Here is a 24,266-nt window from a genome sequence, read left to right as displayed (position 1 = left end):
CAAAAGTAGCCCTCCTTAAACACACACCTACTTTCACTACTTTCCCTACTTTCATTCTCCAAAGTAGCAAAAGTAGTAGTAGTAGTTTGGTATATAGAGAGAGGCCGGTTAGGCCCTACTTTCGGACAGCCACATAGTTGCCGCGCCCGACTTTCCGGGCTTGTCCGCGCTTCACCAGCGTTTCAAGCCGTTGCTGAACATCAACGCGCGTCATGCTTAGCGACTGCGCGAGCAACGTTGGCCCAATTGGATTTTCGCAGCGCCCAAGCTCTGCCAGAACGTCGTTTGTCTTCTCGCTCAAGCCCGCGTCTGCCGTGCCCTCACCCATGCGCCAAGTGCAGGTTTCCGGGTCGAATTCCAAGAAAATGTCAAATTCCATGAAGTCGCGACCGCGCCCGTAAAGCTTGGTTTGCCCGTTCTCGTCAGGTGCAAGAATAAGCGTTCCGTCCGCCGCGCCCGAAATGCCGCCCGTGCCGCTCACCCGGTCAAAAGGATCAGCCGCGTTGCTGGAGCCCTTGTTCGTATGGTGCACAACGACAATCGCCACCTCATATTTGTTGGCGAGCGCCGTTAGCGGCCTGATATCTGCATAGTCCTGATCGTATGGGTTGACCTTGCTCCCACGCGCAGCCCGGAACATCTTCAACACGTCGATGATGACCATTGACGCGTCCGGATAGTCTATTAGCCATTGCTCAATTACCTTGAGTCCGCCCCTGTCCGCCATTTCAATCTCAACCTGCAAGTCAAGGCATTCCGGAAAATCCGACCCCTGCTTTATCATGCGCGATTGCAGACGCGCGAAACCATCCTCCAGCGCCAAATAGAGCACGTCGCCCCTTTCGGTCCTGCGGCCCAAGAAATCGCGTCCAGACGCAACAGCATCCGCCGCTTGTAGCCCAAACCATGATTTGCCGACCTTAGGCGCACCAACGAGGATGACGCAGCCAGCCGGGATCAGGCCTTGCACAATCTCGCGCTTTTTCGGGAAATCCATGTTCTTTAGGTTCTTTGCGCTTAGGCGTCGGACGGGCTCAACATCGCCCTCCTGTTCAACCATCACGCCGCCGCCCGGCCCGAAATGCGCTCATCAATCCAAGCCTCAACTTCGGCCCGGACATACGCGATGCGTTTTTCGCCAATTTGAACCGGCTTAGGGAATCTGCCTTCAAGCGTCAGGATGCGCACGAGCGTCTTGCTCATGGTCGTTGCCGCCGCCACTTCATTGGGCGACATGAGGCGAGGAAGGGGTTTGTTTTCAGTCTTGGCCATTCGTGGTCCTCCGTGTCGTTTCTTACAACTTGCGAGGTAGCCACGCGCCAAAAGGCCCTAAAGTCGATTTTCTGAATTTTTTGAAAAGTCTTCGAAACGCGCGCAATGAGGGGCGGGAAGTCAGGGGGCGTCAGCCCCCTTTAGACTGATCCTTTGCGCAGAAATCGGCCCAATCTTGCATGAGCACACGCCGCTTTTCCAACGCGTCTTTCCGCCGGTACGCCGCTTCCGTGGCGTTGCCGATGGTATGCGCCAAAGCCGCTTCAATCACGTCGCGCGGATGGTGCGTCATGTCGCCCGCCCAATCGCGGAAAGACGAGCGGAAGCCGTGCAGCGTGCCCTTCCCGTCCGATGCAGCGCGAAGGGATTTCATCATTGCCGTGTCAGAAACGGGCGCACCCTCTGTCCCGCCCTCAAACACCAAATCGCCGGTTGCTACCTGTTCACGAGCCCGCAGGATTTCAACCGCACGAACGGACAGCGGCACGCGATGCTCCTTGCTAGCCTTCATCCGTTCAGCCGGGACAGTCCACACAGCGCCATCAAGATCAACCTCACCCCACGTCATGAAACGCACCTCGCCAGAGCGCCCGGAGGTTAGGCAGGTGAATTCCGCAGCCCGCGCAGAAACGCCAGTGGACGTGCGAAGGCGCGCCATCACAGCCGCAATATGGTGATAGTCAATCGCGTCGTGATGGCCCCTGCTAAGCTTCTGGCGAGCCGGTAGCAGTTCCTTCAAACCGCCTTTCCAGTCAGCCGGGTTATCGCCCGTGAACAGCCCGCGCGCCTTCGCGTGGTCAATCACTGCGGCAATGCGCATCCGGGTCCGGTCTGCCGTTTCCGGCTTTTCGGTCCAGATGGGTTTTAGCGCCTCAACAACATCGTTGCGGGTAATGTCCGCGATAGGCTTGCGGTGGAGAGCCTTGGCGTATGTGTCCAGCGTCATGCGCCATTGCGCCTTGTGCTTGTCATTGCGGAAGGTTGAGAGCTTGTTTTTGATCGTGTCTTCCATCACGTCCGCGAAGGTGTGACGCTTTGCCAGTTCTTCGCCGCGCGCCAGCCGGTTGCGGATTGCGTCCGCCTTCTCACGCGCCAATTCCACCGAGACAGGCGCAGTGCCCTGCCCGTATCCGCCAAGGCCGATTTCCGTTCTCTTGCCGTCGCGCTTGTAAATGAAGAACCATTGCTTTGAGCCGCCCGACCGGACACGCAGATAAAGCCCGCCACCGTCCGAATAGATGCCGGGCTTTTCCAGTTTGCGAACCTTGGTTTCAGATAGCTTGTTTAGCGCCATGTTCGATTCCCGTTGCCATAACTTTGGCTTGGAAAATACGCAAAATATGGAAATTCTCAAGGAAACAAGCGCGTATTTTCAATAACTTACGGGAACGGGCGGACACCTCCTCCGCCAATCATATTGAAATGATTGCGATTTTCGCGATCTCTTCACAGGAAGTAGCCGGAATCAGGGGCCACAAGCCGCCGGGCCTTCGAGCGCAGCGGCCGTGAGGGTGACGCGTTCACCGCGTGAGCCGTGATTATCGCGACCTTCCCTACCCTGCGCGGTGTTACCGGCTAGAAGTTAAAATAGAGGCTCACTCCAGGCCGCCTGTGGTAGCGATAATAGTCACCGTAGTACCCATATTGGCGAGGGTAGCACCTGCCGTAGTAACGGCAGGAACGCCAAGCGTACCGCCGGTTCCAGTGGCGATCCGCGCGCCAATGACGATAGCGCCAGTGTCTGACCTGTTCGACAGGGCCGGTCTGTACTATGTCGGGTTTCGGCACGAAGATCGGCGCCGCGTTAAGCGGTAACGCGAAAGATGCAGCCAGAACTGCGGCTGTGAGGGCGGATGAGAGTTTTTTCATAGTCAACTCCTCCTCTCTGGCCATCAGCTTGAGCCTTTCAGCCTGAACCTCCGATGAACGGCTGCGCGCTTGACCGTCGGCGGACAGATGGCAAATGGCGCAGTGTCGGGCATCCAGTGAGGTCAGATCCCCAAAACCGCTCGTCTCTTCGAGGTCGAAAACCGCGTGCAACTGTCAGGGTGTCGAAACCCCGACTTGCCACTGTCATGATCGGGACCTACATTCAGTTTCAGAATGTCCCCCGTGCCGCTGACCACGGATGTACTGGCAACGGCATGGGGTGACGACGAAAGGTCGGGTCCGCCCGGCTTTTTTGTTGCTTGACGCATATTTGCCGGCAGTGAACACAGGCGGGGGGCCCATGCTTCTACGGACAGGCCCCGCCCTAAATCGCTTCCAAAATAATTAGGTTCTTGTGCGTGTCTTTGCCGGCAACCCGCCAGAACTTAGGGTGTCGTGATCGTCGATCTATAGGACCTTAGTCCGGCGCAATATCGCCAAAGGTCTTAAGCGGATGCCGTATGTTCCGTCGACACATATTGCGGTGGCGGATTATCCAGCCCGTGCCTGTTCCGATTGCCGCCAATTGCGCGCATCTAACCCCCTTTCGCGAATAGCACGGCGATCCCTCCCGCTGTATCATGCTGGCCATGCTCCTCGCGGGAGGCGAGTTGAGCGAGGGAGGACAAGCCATGCGTATGTCTTCGATACTGCGTTTGCTGCGGACAGTTTGTCTCGCAGCGGGCGCTTCTTTCATGTCTGCACCGCTGGTGAATGCAACCGACCCACTTCCGCCCGAGTTGGAGAAGCTGAAATCAGCCCTTGAGAAGTACAAGGACCCGGTTGCTGCTGTGCACGACGGCTATTTCTCGACATTGGGATGTGTCACGTACGCGTCGGGCACGATGGGGGTGCACTTTTTGAACCCCGCGCTGATCGGTCCGGAGCCCGATCCGATGAAGCCGACTTTGCTGGTGTATGAGCCAAGTGGCGACAAGCTGGAGCTCGTTGCCGTCGAATGGCTGATCCCGCTTGCCACTGGCGTCAAGCCGAATCCCGAGCTCTTCGGGCATCCGTTCGACGGACCCATGGAGGGGCATGAACCGCTCCTGCCGGCGCAGCTTCACCATTACGACCTGCACGCCTGGATTTTCAAGCCGAACCCGCTCGGCCTGTTCCACCCGGTGAACCCGGACGTCAAATGCCCCGAAGGACCCTACACCTTGCTGGAAGAGATGCCGAAGATGTTGCCTCATCCGGCGTCGAGCAAATAAGGGTCGTTGGACATAGGCCGCCTTGAGATTCCCCGGCGCCCGCCAAACGCCTCCGCGCTGTCCCGAAGCGAGTGCGGAGGGTGAGGCGTGGGAGTAATAGCGTTCGCGACGCGAGAGGGCTTTCGCTTCGCAGCGTGGGCGTTTGCGCGTTGAAACCCCACACCTACAGACGGCGCTATAGTCGCGCCAAACGCCATTGAGGCAACGCCGACAAGCGCGACGTGCTCTCATAATGCGCGACTGTTTGCCGTTCGCAACCCCTCAAAAAGCGCGTAGACTGTAGCAACCGGCAGATTTGCCCAGAGAGGAGATCGGCCATGAACCCTTTCAATAACTTCAGGGATTATCCCATTCTTCCTGGTGAAGTCGCGATCCTGGAAGGCGTCCTGCACAAGGCGCTGGAAGAACGCAACCTGACGATGGGCAGTGACGAGGCTGAAGAAGTCGCCCAAAGGATCATCAAGCTTTACCAGAGCGGCGTCAGGGACCCCGACCAGATCTGGCAGATGATCCGCACAGTTTAGACCACGTCATTGTTTCGTTGAAACAGTGAAATGATCTAACTCTTTGAAACTGCGTAATTCCGGACCGACAACCGTTACTCACTTTTCCTGGAATTGCTCTACAGCGCCGCGCGTCTGATCAGACGCGCAAAGATCGCTGTAGCACTTTGAATTGCTGCATGTCTTTGTCCTTAAATCGAGGTCGATTTAAGGAGACATGCAGTGGGGAGCGATGAGAGGCATTAACTCAGTCGCAGATCGCGACCACCTTATGCTCGGGGAAGGATGCGCGGACGCGGTCACCACGGCTAAGGCCGATCGAGGGATGCGTGCGGGCAATCAGGTTCTGATCGCCATCGACGCCAATCGTATATTCGGCGACCTCGCCCAGGAAGACCTTGCCCTGAATGTGGCCGTTGACACTGTTCGGCGCCGCATCGCTCGGAATGCCGTTGAGCGGCTGGAGCTCGATGTTCTCCGGCCGGATGACAAACGAAATCTGGTGGCCGGCAGTCATGCTCGAGGAAAACATGCATCTGATCGCGCCGATCGACGTGTGAACGGCGGCGATATCACCGGCCCTCACCTGACTTGCAAGCTTGCCGCGGAGAAGATTTGTCCGGCCGATGAAGTTGGCGACGAACTCGCATCTCGGCCTGTCGTAGATATCGATCGGCGTTCCCATCTGCGCGATCACGCCGTTGTTCAGCACGGCCACCCGGTCGGAAAGCGCCATCGCCTCGCCCTGGTCATGCGTCACGTAGATCGTCGTGACCCCCCATTCGGTCTGCAGGCGCTTGATTTCAGAGCGCATCTGCTCACGAAGCAGTGCATCGAGATTGCTGAGCGGCTCGTCGAGCAAAAGCAGTTTCGGCTCGCGCACCAAGGCGCGGGCAAGCGCCAGGCGCTGCTGCTGCCCGCCTGAAAGCTTCGTGGCGGACCGGTTGCGGTATTCGGAAAGCCCGACCATTTCGAGCGAGCGCATAACGCGGGATTCGATCTCCTCGCGCGAAAGATGGCCGTTGCGGCGGGTGCGCAAGGGATAGGCCGCATTCTCGAAGACGCTCATATGCGGCCAGATCGCATAGGATTGAAAGACCATGCCGATGTCGCGCTCGTACATCGGCAACTGTATGTCGGCACGGCTGTCGAAGAGGTCGCGGCCGGCAAGCTGGATGAGACCGCTATCGGGATGTTCGAGGCCCGCGATCGACCGCAAGGTGGTGGTCTTGCCGCAACCGGAAGGCCCAAGAAGCGTGAAGAGCTCGCCCTCCTTGACATCGAAGCTGACGCCGGACACTCCGCCTTTTCGTTCCCCCGCTTCGTTGATGTATTGTTTTACGAGATTGGCAACTCTCAGCATAAATTCCACCTCCCTGGAACGCGACTATGCGGTGAGAATCCTGTAACGGCGCGCCACCAGATAGAAGCATCCGCTAACGCATGTCATGAGGGCAACCCAGACCGTGCCCATGGCGGCGAGTTCGGTGACCTGCCCGTTCTGCCAGAGATCGAACAGGCTCACGGCGACCAGCGAGCTTCCGGGCCCGACGAGAAGAAGCGGCAGCGACATGGCCCGCACCGCAAGCAGGAAGACGAACAGCCAACAACTGATCATCGAGGCCGACAACAGCGGCAGGACGATCCTGACAAAGGTCTGCATCTGTGGCGCGCCCGAAGCAGTCGAAGCTTCTTCGAGATCGGAATGGATCTGCAGCACTCCGGCATAGGCGTAGCGCATGCCGTAGGGCAGATAGGCGACGGCCGAGGCGACGATCACCGAGGTCAGCGTGCCATAGAACGGGAACGGCAGATTGACGAAGACCTGAAGGAAAGCGACGCCCATGACGATCGAAGGAAAGGTCAGCGGTGCGGTGGCAAGCTGGTCAAGCACCCATGCTGCAGGTCTTCGGCGAACGGCAAGCCATGCGCAAAGGGCCGTGAAGGGCACGACAATGCTTGCCGTGACTGTCCCGAGTACCAGCGTGTTGACGAGCGTCGAGCGGAAAAAGCCTGGGCCGATCACGGTCGCATAATTCTTCAGCGTCCAGCGCGATAGGCTGGCGACGTTGAAGCTCCCGAAGAAGGGCTTGAAGGATACAAAGACTATGATCGCCAGCGGCAGTCCGATGACGAAGAGCAGGATGGCGACAAGAACCAGCATGCTGACATAGCGGCCACGTCCGAGATCGATCACACGGGGACGGTACCCCTTGCCGGTTATTGTCTGGTAGCGATGGGCGTGCCGGGAAAGACGTCCGTAGAAATAGAGCAGGCAGGCAAGGAAAGCGAGCAGACAGACGGAATAGGCTCCGGCCTGGCCGAAATTCGGCGGCGTCGTCGCACGCGAACTCTGGTAGATGCTCGTGCTCAAGACTTCGATATTGCCTGCAAGGCCGACGATTGCCGGAACCTCGAAGGATTCGAAAGCGCGAATGAAGCTCAACAGCAGCAGCGCCAGCACGCCGGGCATGCCCATCCTGAGCGTTATCTTCCAGAAGGTCGCGATCGGCCCTGCCCCGCTCATCATCGATGCTTCCTCGAAAGCGGCATCCGTCGAGCGCAGGACCGCGGACATCATCAGGAAGGTCAGCGGCACGAATCCGACGCCTTCAATGAGGATCATGCCCGGCAGCGAATAGACGTCAAATGTCGGCGCCGACGCCGCGAAGATCGCCTTCAGCATTTGGTTGAACGGGCCTGATTTGCCAAGAATCATTAGCCAGGCAACGGTATAGAGCACGTGCGGGATCGCAAGCGAGATGACGGCACCCAGGAAGGCGTATTTGCGGCCTGGCGTGTTGGTCCGTTCGACGATGATGGCGAGCACGGTGCCAAGGACGATCCCGACGCAGGCGGAACCGAGCGAATAGACGGCCGTGTGCATGAGGCTTCGCAGGAAATAGGGATTGCGAAGGAGATCGGCAAAAAACTGAAAGGTGAGCTGGTCGAAAGAACCGTCGAAATTGGTCGTGTAAAGGCTCGAGGCGACCAGATAGGCGGCCGGCGGAATGATGAGCACCAGCAGGATGGCGGCCAGAATGAGCACGACGGGCGAAAAACTGATCTTCCTGACTGTCGGCACCGTTGCGGCGGATAATTGAAGCGTTTTCATGTCGCTCAGAACTCTCTCGTCTATTGCCGGTCAGAGAGGCCGCCCCAAACGGCGGCCTCGCTCCAATTATCGAAAGTACGTCTGGTACAGTTCGTCCGACTTCTTGCCATTGTTGACGAGCGCCTCCGGGCGGACGAGGTTTTCCTCGTAGCCGACTTCATGCGGCACGATCTTCTGAAGCATTTCCGATGGCAACACCTTCGGATGGGCCGGGAAATAGTCGGCGCCGAGCAGGATCTTCTGTCCGTCTTCCGACAGGAGGAAATCGGTAAAGAGCGCCGCGCCGTAAGGATGCCGGATGTTCTTCGGGATCAGCAGCGTAGCCGTCGTCGAGGCGACGGGGCTCATGAGCTGTGAGGCGACGGGCGCACCGTCTTCCGCACTGATCAACGGATGATGACAGAAGACATTGAGCGCCATCGCATATTCGCCGGCGATCACCCGGTCGACGAGCGTGCGCGCGCTGCCGGCGCCGAAATTCACGATCTTCTGCGCCGAAAGCTTCTTGAGATAGTCTTCCGCCTTTTCCTCGCCCCACGCGGAACGAAGGTTCGTGATGAACAACGGCGTGCCGCTCTCACTGCCGATGCGCCAGGCGATCTGGCCTTGCCATTTTGGGTCGAGAAGGTCCTCGTAGCTCTTCGGGACGTCGGCCGCATTCACCATGTCGGTGTTATAGGCCATGCAGTAATAGCTGACCCTTGTCGCGGCCCACAGATGCTTGGGATCGCGGTAGGAATCCGGATACTGATCGAGCATCGGCGAGGTGAACGTCTGAACCGCCTCGGCCTTGATCAGGTTCTCGCTGACGCTGGTGCCTTCGACGACGTCGACGACGACATTGTTGGCGCGCTCTTCGGCAAGCACACGCTGCGCGATATCCTCGGAGTCGCCGCGCCAGAAAGTCACGGTCACCGATGGATATTTCTTCATGAAGGCTTCGGTGAGCGGCTGCAGGGCCTGATCGGCAATCATTGCCGAATAGACAACGAGTTCACCTTCCTTGGCGGCGCCTTCCGCGAGAACCTTCTCTCTATCGGCACCGGCGTAATGCAGGATCTCCTCCTGGCTCTGCGCAAACACCGGTGTCCCGAGACCCGCTAAAAGCGGGAAAGCCATGACTATGCTAACTGACTGCGTAATGCGGCTCCGTCTGCTCATTGTCTTCCTCCCAAAGACTGCTGGTGATGATGAGGGCGTCGGCTATCTTCACACCCCTCCCCTGGGTGCGAACGAAGACCGGATTGAGATCGATGGCCGCAAACTGGCCGTCGGTCGACGCCACGAAGTTCGAGAACGCGACGAGACAATCAATCAGGGCTTCTCTATCGAGTGGGGGGGCGCCGCGGAAACCGTCGAGCTGAACGGAAATCTTCAGCCGGGCGACCATCTCCGTGGCCTGCTGACGGGTCAGCGGAGCCAAACCGACACTTGCATCCTTGAACACCTCGACCATTACGCCGCCGCCGCCCACGACAACCAGCGGGCCGAATTGTTCGTCATACGTCATGCCAATAATGAATTCCGCGCCTTCACCAACCATTTCCTGGACGAGGATACCGTCGATGGCAGCCTTCGGACAGGCCGTTTTGGCATTTGTCAAAATCTTCTGCGACATCATTTCGGCATCGTCGACGGTGGCGCCAAGATGGACGCCGCCGACATCCGACTTGTGCGGGATATCACGGGACTGGATTTTCAGGGCGACGCGGCCACCGATCTTTTCGGCCAGCGCTTTTGCTTCCTTTGGCGTCGTTGCGAGATATTCCCGCGTTATCGGAAGACCGGCCCGGCCGAGGATGCGCTTGCTTTCCGCCTCGCTAAGAGCAACACCGGCGCTGACATGCCCGGGCGCGGGGCGCGTCTGCGATGGCTCGCGGCAATTGGACATGTTGTGCCGAAATGCCGCGTAATCGGTCAGGTGGCGGATCGCGCGCAACCCGAGTTCGATATCCTCCACAAGCGGCAGCCCCTTCTCTCTCGCATAGCCGCGCCAATGCGCCGTCAGACTGTTCGAAATGAAGGAGAGTGCCAGCAGCGGCTTGCTTGCCGTCCTGGCGATCTCCGCCATGCGCCCGACGAGCCTTTCGTGATTCTCGGCGCCTTCGAGGCGCATGCCGAGGACAAGGCCGATGGCGTCGATCTCGGCAGTATCCAGCAACGCGCCGACAACGCCTTCGATCGCGCCGTCCTGGCGCAAGCGCGGCATGCCGACCGTATCGAGCGGATTGCCGAAGTCGCGCAAAACGCCGAGTGCCTCGCCGACCCGGCGGCTTGTCTCCGCGTCGATCCTTCCGAAGGTGACGCCGGCCCGCTCGCCGAGGTCGCCGATCAGCGATGTGGCGCCGCCCGAGACCGTCAGCAGGCAGACGCGATCGCCCGCAGGCAGGGGCGCCGTTGCCAGCAGCGCGGCCGTTTCCACCAGTTCGTCGAGGCTTGAAACGGCAGCGACACCATTGGCACGAAACAATGCCTCATAGGCCTCATGCCTGCCGGCAAGCGTGCCGGTGTGAGCGAAGGTGGCGGCCTGACCGGCGGTGCTCTGGCCGAGCTTCAGAATGACCAGCGGCTTGACCCTCGATGCCCGCTCGACCGCGGCGCGGAACCGCCGCCCGTCCTTTGCGCCCTCCATGATGCAGCCGATGACGCTCGTCTTCGGATCATCCGCAAGGAAGTCGATGTAGTCCGCCAGATCAAGGACTGCCTGATTACCGATGGAGATCAGATAGTTCATGCCGATGCCGCGATTGGCACTGAGTTCGGCAACCGCATTGAGCAGGCCGCCGCTCTGCGAGACGAGCGAAATGCCGCCGGCATCGAGTCTTGCGGGAATGTCGGCCATGGTCGCGGCAAACCGGTAGGCGAGCGTCGCGATACCCATGCAATTGGGCCCGGCGACCGCCATGCCCGAAGCCTTCGCGATGGCTTGAAGACGTTCCTGTCGCTCCCTGCCCTCAGGTGTGCCAGCATCGGCAAAGCCTTCGGACACGACGAGAGCGGCGCGAACGCCAATCGATGCGGCCTCCTCGACAAGGGCGAGCACGCCTTCGGCCGGAACCGATATGACGATGCAGTCCGGCACTGTGGGGAGCGCACTGAGGCTGGAGATGCAGGGCACGCCGGCGATCTCCGAGGCGTTGGCATTGATCGGCCAGATCTTGCCTTCGAACCCGGAGCGCAGCGCCGAATTCAGCATCTTGTTGCCGGCGCCGCCCTTGGCGGATACCCCGACAAAGGCAACGGAACGAGGCGCAAGCAGGCTCCCGGCAGGAAGGGAATGTATCTGGCCAGTCATGTGTTCCTCATTCCCTCACGACACGGAACTTGGGGAGCGTGAAGCCCTGAGCGGGATGGTCTTCGTAGACGATCTCCACAATCTGCCCGATCTTGTGGATGTCGGTCGGCAGGTCGCCGCCGACGAGCTGCGAGCTGATCAACGGCCCTTCGTCGAGCTCGATCAGCGCGTAGACGTACGGCACCTCTTCCTTGAAGCCGGGATGGAAGGCCCAGTGATGGATGTTGAAGGCGAAGATCTTGCCGCGGCCGGAAGCCTCCGTCCATTCGCAGTTGGCGGCGAAGGGTTCGTTCTCGTGGTTCTGGCAATAGGCCTTCGGCCAGTAGACCGCGGCGCATTGCTTGCATTTCCAGACGAGTAGCTTGTGCTCCTTCAGCCCGTCCCAGAAGGCTTCATTGTCATGGTCGATGCTGGGATAGGGCTTCTTCCAGTCGAGATCGACCGTGTAGGATTGCGGATTGACGTTCATGCGTGCCTCCCGAGCAGCGTGCAGGTGTGGATCGAGCACATGCCGGGAGAGACGAGCTCGCCGCCATGGCCGGTGGTCAGGACGATGTCGCAATCCTCGATCTGGCGTTCGCCGGCTTCGCCGCGAAGCTGCCGGACGGCTTCGGCAAGTCCTGTCAGATCGCCGAGGTGGTAGCAGGAGAGCAGGCCGCCGCCGGTGTTGACGGGAATTGAGCCGCCGGGCGCCATGTTGCCGTCAGCGACGAAGGCGCCGCCCTCGCCTTTCTTGCACCAGCCATAGTCCTCGAGTTGGAACAGGACCTCTGCCGTGAAGCAGTCGTAGAGCTGGGCGCAGTCGATATCGTCGAGCGTAATGTCGGCCTGACCGAAAGCCTGCTTCTTCGCTGGCTCGACGGCCATGTGGGTGAAATTCTTCTTCTCCCACCACAAGTCGGCGGAGACTTCGCCAAATCCCTGGCCGAGCACGTAGACTGGCTGCTTGGAGCAATCCTTGGCGCGGTCCGCCGTTGTGAGAATGAAGGCGATTCCGCCGTCGGATACCTGGCTCATGTCGAGCAGATGGTAGGGCTCGGCGACCAGCGGTGAACTCTGGTGATCCTCGATGGTGATGGGACGGCCATACATCTTGGCTTCCGGGTTCATGCAGGCCCATTGGCGCTCTGCGACGGAAATAGCGCCGAGCTGGGCGCTCGTCGTGCCATAGACGGCCATGTGGCGAGCCGCCATCCAGCTATGGTGACTGACGGCACGGGAATCGCCGAGCGGCTTGCCCCAGTAGCCTCGCTTTTCGGCATGCGCCATGCCGCGAAACCCCTTCTTGCGGGTCTCCTGCGATTGCGACCAGTCGGTCACCGCTCCCATCAGCACGACATAGTCTGCGATGCCCCGGTCGAGGTATGACATGGCGGCGGCCATGCCGAGACCGGCCAGTGCCCCACCGCGCCCACAGGTGAAGTAGAAATTGTTCTTGATGCCGAGAACACGCGTGAAGGCGTCCGAATAACTGGCACGGTCGCCGCCGCCGCCTGTACGTCTAAGATCGATCGCGCCACCGATATCGGCTCTTGTTAGGCCGGCATCGGCGATCGCAAGCCTCGCGGCCTCTGCGGCGATCATTCGTTCCGATCGGTCCGCCTGCGGCCCGGCGACAACGCCGAGACCAACGATCGCGTATTTTCCGGAAGATGCATGCTTTCCCACCTCGGTCATCCTTTCGTCATCATGAAAGCTTCGTAATTCTCGGTCGCTGGGCCCTGCGCGCTGGCATCGATCTTTTGCACTCCGGTCCCGGGGCCGGATGGTAGCCGGAGCACCCCGTCTTCGACCGACAAGCCGCCAAAGGGGTCGCCGAGTAGTCGCTCGAACTCACCGAGTTCGCAGGCGTATTCCACCCCCGGAAGCGCGCAGGCGAGATGAATGGCGAAGGAGGAGAGCAGTCGGCTGCCGACAGCGGCGCCCATGCGGTACCTTATGCCCGCCTGTTCGCAGAGCGCGGCCGCCGCGAGCGTGTTGCGGATACCGCCGAGCTTCGGGATCTTCAGGCTGACCGCATCGACGCGCCGATGTTTTGCCAGATCGTAGACTTCTGTGAGAGAGCCCGCCGCCTCGTCGGCCTCGACGGCGATCGGGACCATCCTCGTCACAACTGACAAGCCTTCGAGATCCTCGGCTGGCACCGGCTGCTCGACGAGCTCGATGCCATGGTCCGCCATCTTAAGGATCGCGGTTATCGCGTCCTTCGGCGAATAGGACTGGTTGGCATCGATCGTCAGATGTACGTCCGGACCGACCTCGGCACGGATGGCCGCTACCCGCGCGACGTCCGCGTCGACATCGCCGTGCACCTTGATCTTCAGGTACCGGTATCCCTGGTCGACGCGGCGCCTCGCCTGAGCAGCCATCGCATCCGGTGACTTGATGGCGAGAATGCGCAGGATCGGCACCTCGCCGCGCAGTTTGCCGCCGAACAGCGTCGCGAGCGGGACATTCAGCGTCCGTGCGAGAAGGTCGTGGAGCGCGCAGTCGACAGCGGCCTTGGCCTGCGGCGCTCCGCGGAGCCTGCGGTCAAGCCTCTGCATGATGGCGCCGATCTCGTCGGCGCGGCTGCCCACCACCAGGGGACGGAAATGACATAGCTCGGCGACAAGCGCAGACTTAATCGAACCCATATGGGCCGTGGCCGAGGCATAGCCGAACCCTTCGGCCTCTGCCGTTGCGATGCGCAGGATCACACCTTCCGTGTTCGGATTGGCGCCAAGCGCGAATTTCCATTCCGGATCGTCCTTCTTTAGGACCACCGGCTCGATATCGAATGCAACAATTTCCATGATTCAGCTCCCGTTGCGCGAAACGTCGGCAGAGCAGAATTCTCAGGTGGTTGCGGCCTCGCCATTGATCGCAACGACGCGGCGGCCGAGATAGTGGGCCTCGGGACCGTAGAGCAAGTCGCGCACATCGGCAGGCGTCAACAGTTTGATGAGCTGGTCGGTCTGGCCGCTCAGCGGCAGCACCAGCCCGCCCGCCTGCGCAAGGTCCAGAACGACATCCATATCCTTCTCATGCCAGGTGAAGCGGGTACCGTCCCAGCGCTCCAGGGTGTTGTTGTAGCCGGGGCTCTTCAGCAAAATCTCGCGCATGCGCTGCGCATCGACGCCGTAGCGCTTGGCAAGGAGCAGCGCTTCGTAATTGCCGACACAATGGATCCAATGCAGCAGATTGTTGCAGGCTTTGGCAAGCTGTCCGGAGCCGACATCGCCGACATGCAGCACGTCGCGGCTGTAGCTCATCAACACCGGACGCGCCATTTCGACATCGGCCTCGCGTCCACCGCAGAGCGAAAGAAGCGTGCCCTCGCGCGCTCCCTCCAGACCGTAGACAACCGGCGCGTCGATGAACTTGACGCCATAGCTGTCACAGTAGTCGCTGAGTTCGCGCATCGTGCCCGGATTGTTGGTCGCGGCGATCGCAATGACTGAGCCCTTTTTGGCGAGGGGCGCCAACTCCCTGGTCACGGCACGCGACTGGTCATCGGTCGCGACGACGACGATGAAGACGTCGGCCATCGTCGCGAGATCGGCGAGGTCTTTCGCGGCCGTGATACCTGCGGCCGAAGCCTTTGCGAGACAGCCGGCATCAACGTCGTAGGCCGCCACGGCGAAGCCCGCCTTCAGCACGTGCGATGACATGGCCAATCCCATTGCGCCGACGCCTACGAATCCAACTCTTATTGACATGCAATCCTCCCCTCGTGCCTCCTGCATGTTTCCTTAGATCGGACCCGATTTAAGGAAAAAAACATGCACTGATTCAAAGTGCTACAGCGTCCTTTTGCGCGTCTGACAAGACGCGCGGCGCCGTAGAAAAAGCCGGTCGAAACCGTTGGGACGCGCGGCGCGTTCCCTGCGGGCCGACCATGATCAGGCGATGATTGAATCCGGACTGCCCGGAAATGCTGCTCCTCGACCGTCGCTTCGATTGTGCGACACCGTCTCCTCACGGCCTCGTACAACCCCGTCCCGAAGGACTTTCGCTTCGGTCTTCCCTCGCGGAAATCGATTGTGGCCGCCGGGAATGATCGAAGTCTGCGGTTGGGAGGTTCTAAAATCAAGAAGAATGATTTGATATCGTTCAAACCAAAAGTTAGAACTGATTATCGTCAAATCCAGTTTCTCGGGGAGGTGAAATATGGATCTGCGTTCGGTCAACCGATTCCTTGCAGTCGCTGAGCTGGGCAGCCTGAACAAGGCCGCGCAACGCCTCAATCTTTCCCAGCCGGCGCTTTCGAAAAGCATCCAGATGCTTGAATATGCCTTCGGAGTGCCCCTGCTCGACCGCGGGCCACGCGGCATCACGCTTACGTCTTTCGGCGAGGCGGTCTTCGATCATGCGCGGCGCATTGCGGCGGAGATGCGCAAGATGGAGAGCGATATCAAAGCGCTCCGCACGCTCGGATCGGGCGAGATCAACGTCGGCGCTCCGCTTGGCCCGGACAGCCGCACGCTGGCATTCGCGATCCTCAGACTTGTCACCGACGATCGGCGCCTCACCATCAACATTGCCAATGGCACCCGCAGCGACCTGATCCGTCCCTTGCTTCTGGGGGATCTCGATTTCCTGATCGCCACCCTCTTCGAGCCGGAGGATCTTCCGCCCGATGTCGAACAGAGCGAACTCTATCTCGATTCCATGATCCTCGTCGTACGCGCCGGTCACCCCATGCTTGACGGCCATCAGATCGAGCTCAACGAACTGACGCAGTATCCTTGGGTGGTATTGACCGGCAACCGCGATCTCGAGGGCGCGCTGCGCAAGCTTGTCGGTACGGAATTCAATAAATCGGTGTTGCGCAGCGGCTCTCCGATGTTCGTCAAGAACATCCTCCAGAAGAGCGAGTTCATCGGCCTTGTGCGCCAGGACGCCGTACGCATCGAACTCGAGACCGGTTCGTTGGTCGAGATCGACATATCCGCCCAGCTCGACATCCACGAGCTCGTGCCACCGCAAAAGGTGGGGCTGATCTTCCGATCGGATGTCTCAATTCCCGTGGCGAGCCAGGCCCTGATCCAGGAGATCACAGCGGCGACGCGCGCAAACTCCGGTGCCCTCACCAAGCTGACAAAAATATAAGACCGAAAGCGCGACCCTGCCCTCTGCGTGGTTCGGCGGCGAGGCGGTCGGCGGAACGGTCGACGCGTCTCCAGAGGAATTCGCGATAGCCAGGGATATTCACGGAATTTTAGGCACTTGCGGAACACATATGGAACAGATAGTGTCTGTTCTTGATTTGTTTCGCGATTCTGGAGTGACGCGCCATGCTAACCCGCAAGCAGCAGGAATTGCTTCTGTTCATTCACGAACGAATGAAGGAATCCGGGGTGCCGCCGTCCTTCGACGAGATGAAAGACGCACTGGACCTCGCCTCCAAGTCGGGCATCCATCGGTTGATCACCGCGCTTGAAGAGCGCGGGTTCATTCGCCGTCTTCCCAATCGGGCGCGCGCGCTTGAGGTCATCAAGCTACCCGAGGCCTACACGGCGAGCCCGCAGCCTCGGCGTGGCTTCTCGCCAAGTGTGATCGAAGGCAGCCTGGGCAAGCCACCTGCCGCCCCTGCCGCCACAGCGAAATCGGCGCCGCCGAGCGATACTGCATCGGTTTCAGTGCCGGTCATGGGACGCATTGCAGCCGGTGTCCCGATTTCCGCGATCCAGAATAACACACACGATATTTCCGTCCCGATGGAGATGATCGGCAGCGGCGAACACTACGCGCTCGAGATCAAGGGTGACTCGATGATCGAGGCGGGTATCTTCGACGGCGATACCGTGATCATTCGGAATACGAACACGGCCAATCCCGGCGACATCATCGTTGCGCTTGTCGATGATGAAGAGGCAACCCTCAAACGGTTCCGCAGAAAAGGCGCGTCCATTGCGCTCGAAGCGGCCAACCCGGCCTATGAAACGCGGATATTCGGACCGGACCGCGTCAAGATCCAAGGCAAGCTCGTCGGCCTTATTCGCCGCTATCACTAATCGAGACGGGCTGTTGCCCGGCAAGCGTCGGGCACAGCAATCCGACTTGCGGCAGGCCGGTAGGCACCTACAGCGCCGCGCGTCTTATCGGACGCGCAAAGGTCGCTGTCGCACTTTGAATTGCGGCATGTCTTTGTCCCTAAGTCGAGGTCGATTCAAGGAGACATGCGGTAGAAATCACATTGCAACTCGGGCGGCCAAGCCAAGGGCTTTACACCCTTGTCGAGGCGCCGATCCCGTTAACGACGGCAGCGACCGCCGCGAAGCGCGTTGGCGAGCCGAACGGCTTTGCCGTCAGCCAAGCAACAAAGCGTTGGCCTACACATTTGTCGTTGATTTTCTTGAAATAAAGCTTTGGAGGCCTCGCCCGGAATTGAACCGGGGTACAAGGATTTGCAGTCCTCTGCGTCACCACTCCGCCACGAGGCCTCTCACGCTGGATCGATCAAGCGATGGCCGGCGTTTAGAACGAATCTATGAGGAGTGCAAGGGGGAGTGGTCCGAAAAAGGTGGGACGGCGCGAGGTCATCCACTTTCTCCGCAGCGCTCCGCTAATGCCGCTCTTGGCGCCCCCGCGCCGCATGGGCCCTTTCAGGACTTGTCGGAAGAATTCTGCTGGCCGCGCCGGCGCGCCCACCAGACCGCCAGCTTGCGGCGACGCCGGCGGATGGCCGGTATGTCGTGAGAAAGCACGAGCAGTCCCAGAGGAATCATCCAGAAGCCTAGCACCGGCAGGAAACCCAGCAGTCCGCCCAAGACAAGGAGCGTGCCAAACAGAATCCGCAGCACCGGCGAGTCGGGCAAGTTCATACGCCATTTGCCGAGGACGAGTTCGTGCGTATGCGGATCGATGCCGAAATGCCGTTCTTTCCTGTCGTTCGTCATTATTGCTCTTTCATGCTCCTCCCAGAATTGGGGCCTTCTCCACAGCCTCGCAACCGCCGTTGTCATTTTTTTTGAAAAACCGCTTGGCAAATCGAAAAAGCATTTGTATTAGCAGCCTCACTTCTGCGGCGCAGATGATCCCTGGTAGCTCAGCGGTAGAGCACTCGACTGTTAATCGATAGGTCGCCGGTTCGAATCCGGCCCGGGGAGCCAGTTTCAAAGAGCCATTCGCGGCAAACGCCCGAATGGCTCTTTTCGTTTGTCGGTATAGTCTCTGAAGGTCCCTCATGCGTGTTGCATGGCTTTTCCTGGTCCTCGCGATCACGACAGAGGTCGCAGGCCTCACGGCGATGAAGGCTGCTTCGGCCTCTGGCTCCTACGTCGGGCATGCGATCATGTACGCCTCGATCGCACTCTCATACGTGTTCCTTGCCAAGGCGGTGAAGACGATCTCCGTCGGCGTCGCCTATGCCATCTGGGAAGGGTCCGGTGTCGCCCTCATCACGCTCGTCTCCGTGTTCGTCTTTGGCCATGTACTGAGCGGCCGCGAGGCGCTGGGCCTGTCCATGGCTGTCGTCGGAATACTGCTTGTCAACGCCGGTGAGGTGCCGGAAGAGGAAGCGGCGGGAGAAGCAGCCCGATGAGCGCCGATGGCTTCTATTTCGCTTTCGCGGTTATGGCCGGCGTCCTCGACGTCGCAGCGAATCTGGCGTCCACGAAGTCGAACGGCTTCGCGCGGCGCGGCTGGGGAGTGCTTTCGATTCTCCTGGTACTTGCCGCCTTCGCGCTGCTCGCCGAAGCGGTCAAGGGTATGGAACTTGCCATCGCCTATGCAGTGCTCGGCGCGACCGGCATCTTCGGCACCGCGATCTGCGGGCGCCTGTTCTTCGGTCAGAAACTGAAACCTGTCGGCTGGGTCGGCCTGTCGCTGGTCTTCGGCGCGGTTCTCGTGCTTCACACGGCCTGACGAGGCCGGCGCTTTGAACGGGATTGCTCCTTTTTCATGGCGGCTGCGGGTGCACGCTGGGGTACCAGCCAGTTGAGAAGTGCAAAGTAGGCGCCGTAGGGAAGGAACCGCAGCAGTTTGACGGCATAGGTAAAGCGTTTCGGAAAAGTGATCTCGAAGCGTCCGGACTTCAAGCCGAGGCATATGCGCTCCGCCGCCTCGTCTACGCTCACCAGAGCCGGTCGCGGGAACTTGCCTCTAGCCGAAGCGGCTGTGTCGACAAAGCCCGGACAGATCAACTGCACGCGGATGCCGATACGATCGAGGTCGAATTTCAAGCTCTCAGCCATATTGATGAGCGCCGCCTTGGTCGCTCCGTAAGCGGCGTTCATCGGCAGGCCGCAATATCCCGCCACCGACGAAACGACGGCGATCTGGCCATGGCCGTTCGCCCTCATGTGCTCGACAACGGGCACAAGGCAATTGACCACGCCATGAAGATTGACGGCGAAACTCTTGTCGAAGGCTTCCCGACCGAGATCATCGCCACGCACCGGAATCGCTACCCCCGCATTGAGCACCGCCAGAGCGACCCGCCCGTGGTCGTATTCGATGGCTGCCAGCAAACGTTCCATATCACGCGGGTCGGTGACGTCACCATCGAGAACGACAATCCTGCCCGGACCTGACGCCTCATGCTGAAGTGCCACCAGTCTCTCGTGGCTGCGGGCCGTAACGACCACCGAGTAGCCCTCCTCAACCAGCCTGAGAGCCACGGCGCGGCCGATGCCCGAACTCGCCCCCGTTATCCAGACCAGTCCATGCTCGGGTCGGGCTATGAATGCTGTCGTCATTTCGTCCTCGCGTCCATCGGGAAGGGCATTCCCTTCCAAAACCCCTGGCTGTCTCCCCCGGCCCGGGCTCAGTACCTCTCCGACGGCAACGCCTGCCCACATTTTCCTCGTACGGCCGATCTTTTCGCGACCGAGACGAATTTTGCCCGGGACAGGTTAGCTGCGAAACGCTATTTCTTGCCTCACGCACAGGCTGAGCCGAAAACACGCCAATATTTCGGCGATCTTGCCTGTAAACCAAATGTTTATCGGATCGCCGTTCATCAGGGATTATGCTGGGTCGAAGCCCGGTGTCCGTTCCGTCCAGCGTGAGGTTTTCAAAATGACCGTTCTTCCGTCCGTGCTCGAAGCGATCGGCAACACGCCGTTGATCCGGCTCCAGGCCGTTTCCGAAGCCACCGGCTGCACCATCCTGGGCAAAGCGGAATTTCTCAATCCAGGGCAATCGGTGAAGGACCGCGCGGCCCTCTGGATCATCCGCCAAGCGGAAAAATCCGGGCAATTGAAGCCCGGCGGCGTCATCGTGGAAGGCACTGCCGGCAACACTGGCATCGGTCTCGCGGTTGTCGCCAGCGCGCTCGGATACCGCACGGTCATCGTCATTCCGGAAACGCAGAGCCAGGAGAAAAAGGACGCGCTGCGCCTGCTGGGTGCCGAGCTAGTCGAAGTCCCGGCGGTGCCGTACAAAAATCCTAACAACTACGTGAAGATTTCGGGCCGACTGGCGGCCGAACTTGCCAAGACAGAACCGAACGGCGCGATCTGGGCAAACCAATTCGACAATGTCGCGAACCGCGACGCGCACGTCGAAACGACAGCACCGGAAATCTGGCGTGACACAGACGGCAAGGTCGACGGTTTCATCTGCGCGGTGGGCTCTGGAGGCACGCTCGCCGGCGTGGCGCAAGGGTTGCGGGCCAAGAATCCAGCCGTCAAGATCGGTATTGCCGATCCGGAAGGGGCCGCACTTTACAACTACTATGCACATGGCGAGCTCAAGGCGAGCGGAAGCTCGATCACCGAGGGGATCGGTCAGGGCCGCATCACCGCCAACCTTGAAGGTTTCACGCCGGACTTCGCCTACCAGGTCCCCGATTCGGAAGCCGTGCCCTACGTCTTCGACCTGATCGAAAAGGAAGGAATCTGCGTCGGAGGCTCGACCGGCATCAACATTGCCGGCGCGGTGCGGCTCGCCAAGGATCTCGGCCCCGGCCACACGATCGTGACGATTCTCTGCGACTATGGTAACCGCTATCAGTCGAAGCTCTTCAACCCGGACTTTCTGACCTCCAAGGGCCTGCCAGTACCGAACTGGCTGAAGTCCACTTCGAACGTCACCGTGCCATACGAACCCGTCGGATAAAATTTGCGATGACCAAGACCGTTACCGCCCTCTTCCGTGAAGATTTCTACCTCTCGACCTGTGAAGCGAGCGTGACCGGAATTCTCGAGGACGGCGGGATCGAGCTTGATCAGACGTGCTTCTACGCCACCTCCGGCGGGCAGCCGGGCGATACCGGCTTTCTCGAGCGTGGCGACGGAAGCCGGATCGCGATTTCAGGCACCCGCCACGGCGCCACCAAAGACGTCATCATCCACGTCCCGGCTGACGATCAGACTTCGCCAGTGATCGGCGAAAAACTCGTGCTTCACATCGACTGGCCGCGCCGGTATCGCTTGATGCGCATGCATACCGCCTGCCACCTGCTTTCCGTCGTTTGCCCTTTCCCGATCACCGGCGCCGCCGTCGGGGAGGACGAAAGCCGCGTCGACTTCGACATGAGCGAAACGATCGACAAAGACCAGGTGACGGCCGCGCTCATGAAGCTCGTCGAAGAAAACCACCCCGTCTACGTGCAATGGATTACGGACGAGGAACTCGCCGCCAACCCCGGCATCGTCAAGTCGAAGAATGTCCGTCCGCCGATGGGGCTTGGCAGGGTGAGCCTCGTCTGCATCGGAAATGACTCCGCCGTCGACAGCCAGCCCTGCGGTGGCACGCACGTTTCCGAGACCCAGGAAGTGGGCGCGATTCACATCGCCAAGATCGAAAAGAAGGGTAAGGAGAATCGGCGTTTTCGGATACGCTTCGGAACGCCGGAAGAACGTGCGGCTGTCTGAGTCTGTGGAGTGACGACAATGGATAACAAGAACGAGAACAAGAGTGCTTTTGTCGCCTCTGCGGACTGGCTCCAGCAGCGTCTTGCCGATCCGTCGGTGAAGATCCTGGATGCTGCGTGGTACCTGCCGGCGCAGAACCGGGATCCGAAATCGGAATACACGGCCGCGCACATCCCAGGTGCCATATTCTTCGACCAGGATAAGATCGCCGATCAATCGAGCGGATTGCCTCATACCCTCCCCTCGCCGCAAGCCTTCGCCCAGGCCGTCGGCGCGATGGGCATTGGTGAGAACGATACGATCGTCGTATACGACGGGCCGGGAATCTTCACCGCGCCGCGTGTGTGGTGGATGTTCCGGATCATGGGCGCAAAGAACGTCTTCGTTCTCGATGGCGGGATGGATGGCTGGAAGGCTGAGGGACGTCCGACGACAAAGGAAGTCCCGAACCCGACGCCGCGCGTTTTCAACGCTAGGTTCGATGCGGCGGCCGTCACCTCCTTCGAGCATATGAAGGAAGTTGTAGCGAACCGGCTCGCGCAAGTTGCCGATGCGCGCGGCGCAGGCCGCTTCACCGGCGACGAGCCAGAGCCGCGGGCCGGCATGCGCTCGGGACATATGCCTGGAGCCAGGAGCCTGCCATCCGGCGTTTTTTCCGAAGGAGGCAAGCTCAAGAGCCTAGACGCCCTGCGCCAAACCTTCAGCGATGGCGGCGTCGACCTGACGCAGCCGGTCGTCACCACTTGCGGGTCCGGCATCACCGCGGCGATCATAACTCTTGCCCTTCAATCACTGGGGCACACGGACAATACGCTCTACGATGGCTCCTGGTCGGAATGGGGCGGACGGCCCGATACGCCGGTAGTGACCGGCAGAGAGTGAACGCCATGCGAGGATCGAAACCTGCAGCGATCACGGCGCACGTGACCGAACTCGAAATGACGTCACCGCCCAAACAGAGCCTGCCGATACCCGTCAATATCCATACGGCCGTATTGCGTGTACCGGACATCCCGCTCGCCTACTACCGCTTCCTTTACCTTCGCGTCGGCAAGCGCTGGCATTGGACGGAACGCCTGCGGATGAGCGACGAGGAACTGGCGGATGTACTCCACAATAAGACGACGACGGTCACCGTGCTTTACGTCGACGGTGCACCGGCTGGCTTCTTCGAACTGCACGAACGCGAGGACGCCGTTATCGAACTCACCCATTTCGGCCTGATGGAACACGCGCTCGGCCTTGGCCTGGGCAAATGGTTCCTGCTGCAGACGCTGCTGGCGGCTTGGGCGATGAATCCGAGCAAGGTCAAGGTGATGACGAATAATCTCGACCACCCGCGCGCCCTTCAGCTTTATCAGCAGTTCGGTTTTTCGCCGGTCGCGACGCGGGAGGCAATTGTCGAACCGTTGAATGACGACGAGTTGCTGGCCTTGGCGAAAACGCTCTGACGGCTAAAGCACAGCGCTGCAGCAGTTTGAATTCACGCACGGCTTCCCATCAATCGGGCTCCGATCCAAAACATGTGATAGCAAGTTTCGGGTGTCGGTTCGGCCCGAAACGGCGCATTCATCTCCTCAAGATTGCTTTTGACGAGGAGAACCGCCATGGCCTTGCGCTACATCCCGATGCCCGACGATGACGCAGAACGACTGCGTGGTAGCGGTCTTGATGCTTATGGGAACCACCCTGAGCAGCGTATTTCGGATGGCGCCGGCGTTCCCTGCCGGCATTGTCTGCACAACGTCGACCGCGGCAAGCCCTATCTTGTCCTGGCTTATCGGCCCTTTACGTCAGTGCAAGCTTACGCGGAGACCGGACCAATCTTCCTGCACGCCGACGACTGCCCGGCATACGACGGGCAGTCGCTGCCGCCCATCCTCGCATCCAGCAAGGAGTATCTGTTGCGGGGATATGGGAGTGACGATCGCATCGTCTACGGAACCGGTGGCGTCATTGGCGTGGAAAGCCTGACGGAGCGCGCCGAAGAACTGCTCGCTCGGGCGGACGTCGCCTACGTGCACGTACGTTCCGCCAAATACAATTGCTATCAGTGCCGTATCGAGATCGGCTGAGACTAAAGCGTCGAGGCGCGCAAAGGCCCGGCGCTGAACGCCGGGCCTGCAAAAGGGA

25 protein-coding genes and 2 tRNA genes are annotated in these 24,266 nt (G+C 60.1%); 12 read left to right on the top strand and 15 right to left on the bottom strand.

Going from position 1 to position 24,266, the window contains the following annotated elements; genetic code table 11:
• Positions 1–115: 115 nt before the first annotated feature.
• The 4 genes from QN222_RS00475 to QN222_RS00460 form a co-directional block, all read right to left on the bottom strand.
• On the bottom strand, positions 116–1,060 hold the full coding sequence (locus QN222_RS00475; RefSeq protein ID WP_283960818.1) for an AAA family ATPase: 945 nt from the start codon (positions 1,058–1,060) through the stop codon (positions 116–118).
• Entirely contained in the window at positions 1,060–1,272 is a 213-nt protein-coding gene (locus QN222_RS00470; protein WP_283960819.1) for an AlpA family transcriptional regulator, read from the bottom strand. Before QN222_RS00470 ends, QN222_RS00475 begins: the two co-directional genes overlap by 1 nt.
• A gap of 130 nt (positions 1,273–1,402) precedes the next feature.
• Complete coding sequence (locus tag QN222_RS00465; RefSeq protein ID WP_283960820.1) at positions 1,403–2,566, bottom strand: site-specific integrase; 1,164 nt, start codon at positions 2,564–2,566, stop codon at positions 1,403–1,405.
• Between the two features lie 281 nt (positions 2,567–2,847).
• Positions 2,848–3,141, bottom strand: coding sequence for a hypothetical protein (locus tag QN222_RS00460; RefSeq protein ID WP_283960864.1), 294 nt, complete (start codon positions 3,139–3,141; stop codon positions 2,848–2,850).
• Positions 3,142–3,896: 755 nt separating this feature from the next.
• Here QN222_RS00460 and QN222_RS00455 point away from each other — a divergent pair.
• Together QN222_RS00455 and QN222_RS00450 are read left to right on the top strand one after the other, a co-directional pair.
• Positions 3,897–4,415 (top strand): hypothetical protein, encoded by a 519-nt coding sequence (locus QN222_RS00455; RefSeq protein WP_283960821.1) that lies wholly within the window; start codon positions 3,897–3,899, stop codon positions 4,413–4,415.
• Positions 4,416–4,732: 317 nt separating this feature from the next.
• Positions 4,733–4,939 carry a hypothetical protein gene (locus tag QN222_RS00450; RefSeq protein WP_180941261.1) on the top strand — a complete coding sequence of 69 codons (207 nt, stop codon included), beginning with the start codon at positions 4,733–4,735 and terminating at the stop codon, positions 4,937–4,939.
• Positions 4,940–5,165: 226 nt separating this feature from the next.
• On the opposite strand, the gene QN222_RS00445 is transcribed toward QN222_RS00450, so the two are convergent.
• The 8 genes from QN222_RS00445 to QN222_RS00410 all read right to left on the bottom strand — a co-directional run bounded on the left by QN222_RS00445 (position 5,166) and on the right by QN222_RS00410 (position 15,029).
• Positions 5,166–6,281, bottom strand: coding sequence for an ABC transporter ATP-binding protein (locus tag QN222_RS00445; RefSeq protein WP_283960822.1), 1,116 nt, complete (start codon positions 6,279–6,281; stop codon positions 5,166–5,168).
• Between the two features lie 24 nt (positions 6,282–6,305).
• Entirely contained in the window at positions 6,306–8,033 is a 1,728-nt protein-coding gene (locus QN222_RS00440) for an iron ABC transporter permease (protein ID WP_283960823.1), read from the bottom strand.
• 66 nt (positions 8,034–8,099) lie between these two features.
• Positions 8,100–9,194, bottom strand: coding sequence for an extracellular solute-binding protein (locus QN222_RS00435; RefSeq protein ID WP_283960824.1), 1,095 nt, complete (start codon positions 9,192–9,194; stop codon positions 8,100–8,102).
• The gene (locus QN222_RS00430) at positions 9,160–11,328 is read right to left on the bottom strand and encodes an acetate--CoA ligase family protein (protein ID WP_283960825.1); all 2,169 of its coding nucleotides are present in this window, start codon (positions 11,326–11,328) and stop codon (positions 9,160–9,162) included. The genes QN222_RS00435 and QN222_RS00430 overlap by 35 nt, the downstream gene beginning before the upstream one ends.
• Positions 11,329–11,335: 7 nt before the next feature.
• Positions 11,336–11,797 carry a Zn-ribbon domain-containing OB-fold protein gene (locus QN222_RS00425; RefSeq protein WP_283960826.1) on the bottom strand — a complete coding sequence of 154 codons (462 nt, stop codon included), beginning with the start codon at positions 11,795–11,797 and terminating at the stop codon, positions 11,336–11,338.
• Complete coding sequence (locus QN222_RS00420; protein ID WP_283960827.1) at positions 11,794–12,996, bottom strand: thiolase family protein; 1,203 nt, start codon at positions 12,994–12,996, stop codon at positions 11,794–11,796. Before QN222_RS00420 ends, QN222_RS00425 begins: the two co-directional genes overlap by 4 nt.
• Positions 12,997–13,001: 5 nt before the next feature.
• Positions 13,002–14,123, bottom strand: a complete 1,122-nt coding sequence (locus tag QN222_RS00415; protein WP_283960828.1) for an enolase C-terminal domain-like protein — start codon at positions 14,121–14,123, stop codon at positions 13,002–13,004.
• A gap of 42 nt (positions 14,124–14,165) precedes the next feature.
• Positions 14,166–15,029 carry an NAD(P)-dependent oxidoreductase gene (locus tag QN222_RS00410; RefSeq protein WP_283960829.1) on the bottom strand — a complete coding sequence of 288 codons (864 nt, stop codon included), beginning with the start codon at positions 15,027–15,029 and terminating at the stop codon, positions 14,166–14,168.
• A 451-nt stretch (positions 15,030–15,480) separates the two neighbouring features.
• On the opposite strand from QN222_RS00410, the gene QN222_RS00405 reads away from it, so the two are divergent.
• Complete coding sequence (locus QN222_RS00405) at positions 15,481–16,422, top strand: LysR family transcriptional regulator (protein WP_283960830.1); 942 nt, start codon at positions 15,481–15,483, stop codon at positions 16,420–16,422.
• A 185-nt stretch (positions 16,423–16,607) separates the two neighbouring features.
• Positions 16,608–17,327: a transcriptional repressor LexA gene (lexA, locus tag QN222_RS00400; RefSeq protein ID WP_283960831.1), complete on the top strand. Its 720-nt coding sequence runs from the start codon at positions 16,608–16,610 to the stop codon at positions 17,325–17,327.
• Between the two features lie 355 nt (positions 17,328–17,682).
• Here the strand turns inward: lexA and QN222_RS00395 are convergent.
• Together QN222_RS00395 and QN222_RS00390 are read right to left on the bottom strand one after the other, a co-directional pair.
• Positions 17,683–17,756: transfer RNA gene (locus QN222_RS00395), tRNA-Cys, on the bottom strand.
• Positions 17,757–17,918: 162 nt separating this feature from the next.
• The gene (locus QN222_RS00390) at positions 17,919–18,212 is read right to left on the bottom strand and encodes a hypothetical protein (protein WP_283960832.1); all 294 of its coding nucleotides are present in this window, start codon (positions 18,210–18,212) and stop codon (positions 17,919–17,921) included.
• Positions 18,213–18,350: 138 nt separating this feature from the next.
• On the opposite strand from QN222_RS00390, the gene QN222_RS00385 reads away from it, so the two are divergent.
• The 3 genes from QN222_RS00385 (at position 18,351) to QN222_RS00375 (ending at position 19,179) form a co-directional block, all read left to right on the top strand.
• Positions 18,351–18,425, top strand: a tRNA-Asn gene (locus tag QN222_RS00385).
• A gap of 74 nt (positions 18,426–18,499) precedes the next feature.
• Complete coding sequence (locus QN222_RS00380) at positions 18,500–18,856, top strand: SMR family transporter (protein ID WP_283960833.1); 357 nt, start codon at positions 18,500–18,502, stop codon at positions 18,854–18,856.
• Complete coding sequence (locus QN222_RS00375) at positions 18,853–19,179, top strand: SMR family transporter (protein ID WP_283960834.1); 327 nt, start codon at positions 18,853–18,855, stop codon at positions 19,177–19,179. Before QN222_RS00380 ends, QN222_RS00375 begins: the two co-directional genes overlap by 4 nt.
• Here the strand turns inward: QN222_RS00375 and QN222_RS00370 are convergent.
• Complete coding sequence (locus tag QN222_RS00370; RefSeq protein ID WP_283960835.1) at positions 19,167–20,012, bottom strand: SDR family oxidoreductase; 846 nt, start codon at positions 20,010–20,012, stop codon at positions 19,167–19,169. The two genes, QN222_RS00375 and QN222_RS00370, sit on opposite strands and share 13 nt — an antisense overlap.
• A gap of 322 nt (positions 20,013–20,334) precedes the next feature.
• On the opposite strand from QN222_RS00370, the gene QN222_RS00365 reads away from it, so the two are divergent.
• From QN222_RS00365 to QN222_RS00345, 5 genes are all read left to right on the top strand, one after another.
• Positions 20,335–21,375 carry a cysteine synthase A gene (locus tag QN222_RS00365; protein ID WP_283960836.1) on the top strand — a complete coding sequence of 347 codons (1,041 nt, stop codon included), beginning with the start codon at positions 20,335–20,337 and terminating at the stop codon, positions 21,373–21,375.
• Between the two features lie 8 nt (positions 21,376–21,383).
• Positions 21,384–22,133, top strand: a complete 750-nt coding sequence (locus QN222_RS00360; RefSeq protein ID WP_283960837.1) for an alanyl-tRNA editing protein — start codon at positions 21,384–21,386, stop codon at positions 22,131–22,133.
• A gap of 18 nt (positions 22,134–22,151) precedes the next feature.
• Positions 22,152–23,015, top strand: coding sequence for a 3-mercaptopyruvate sulfurtransferase (gene sseA / locus QN222_RS00355; RefSeq protein ID WP_283960838.1), 864 nt, complete (start codon positions 22,152–22,154; stop codon positions 23,013–23,015).
• 5 nt (positions 23,016–23,020) lie between these two features.
• Positions 23,021–23,584: a GNAT family N-acetyltransferase gene (locus QN222_RS00350; protein WP_283960839.1), complete on the top strand. Its 564-nt coding sequence runs from the start codon at positions 23,021–23,023 to the stop codon at positions 23,582–23,584.
• Positions 23,585–23,740: 156 nt separating this feature from the next.
• Complete coding sequence (locus tag QN222_RS00345; protein WP_283960840.1) at positions 23,741–24,208, top strand: DUF1203 domain-containing protein; 468 nt, start codon at positions 23,741–23,743, stop codon at positions 24,206–24,208.
• The last annotated feature ends 58 nt before the right edge of the window (positions 24,209–24,266 follow it).

The sequence above is a fragment of the Sinorhizobium sp. 6-70 genome (genome assembly GCF_030124375.1).
Classification (GTDB): Bacteria; Pseudomonadota; Alphaproteobacteria; order Rhizobiales; family Rhizobiaceae; genus Sinorhizobium.
Note: the sequence above shows the minus strand (reverse complement) of the source record. Positions and strands in the feature narration are given on the sequence as shown.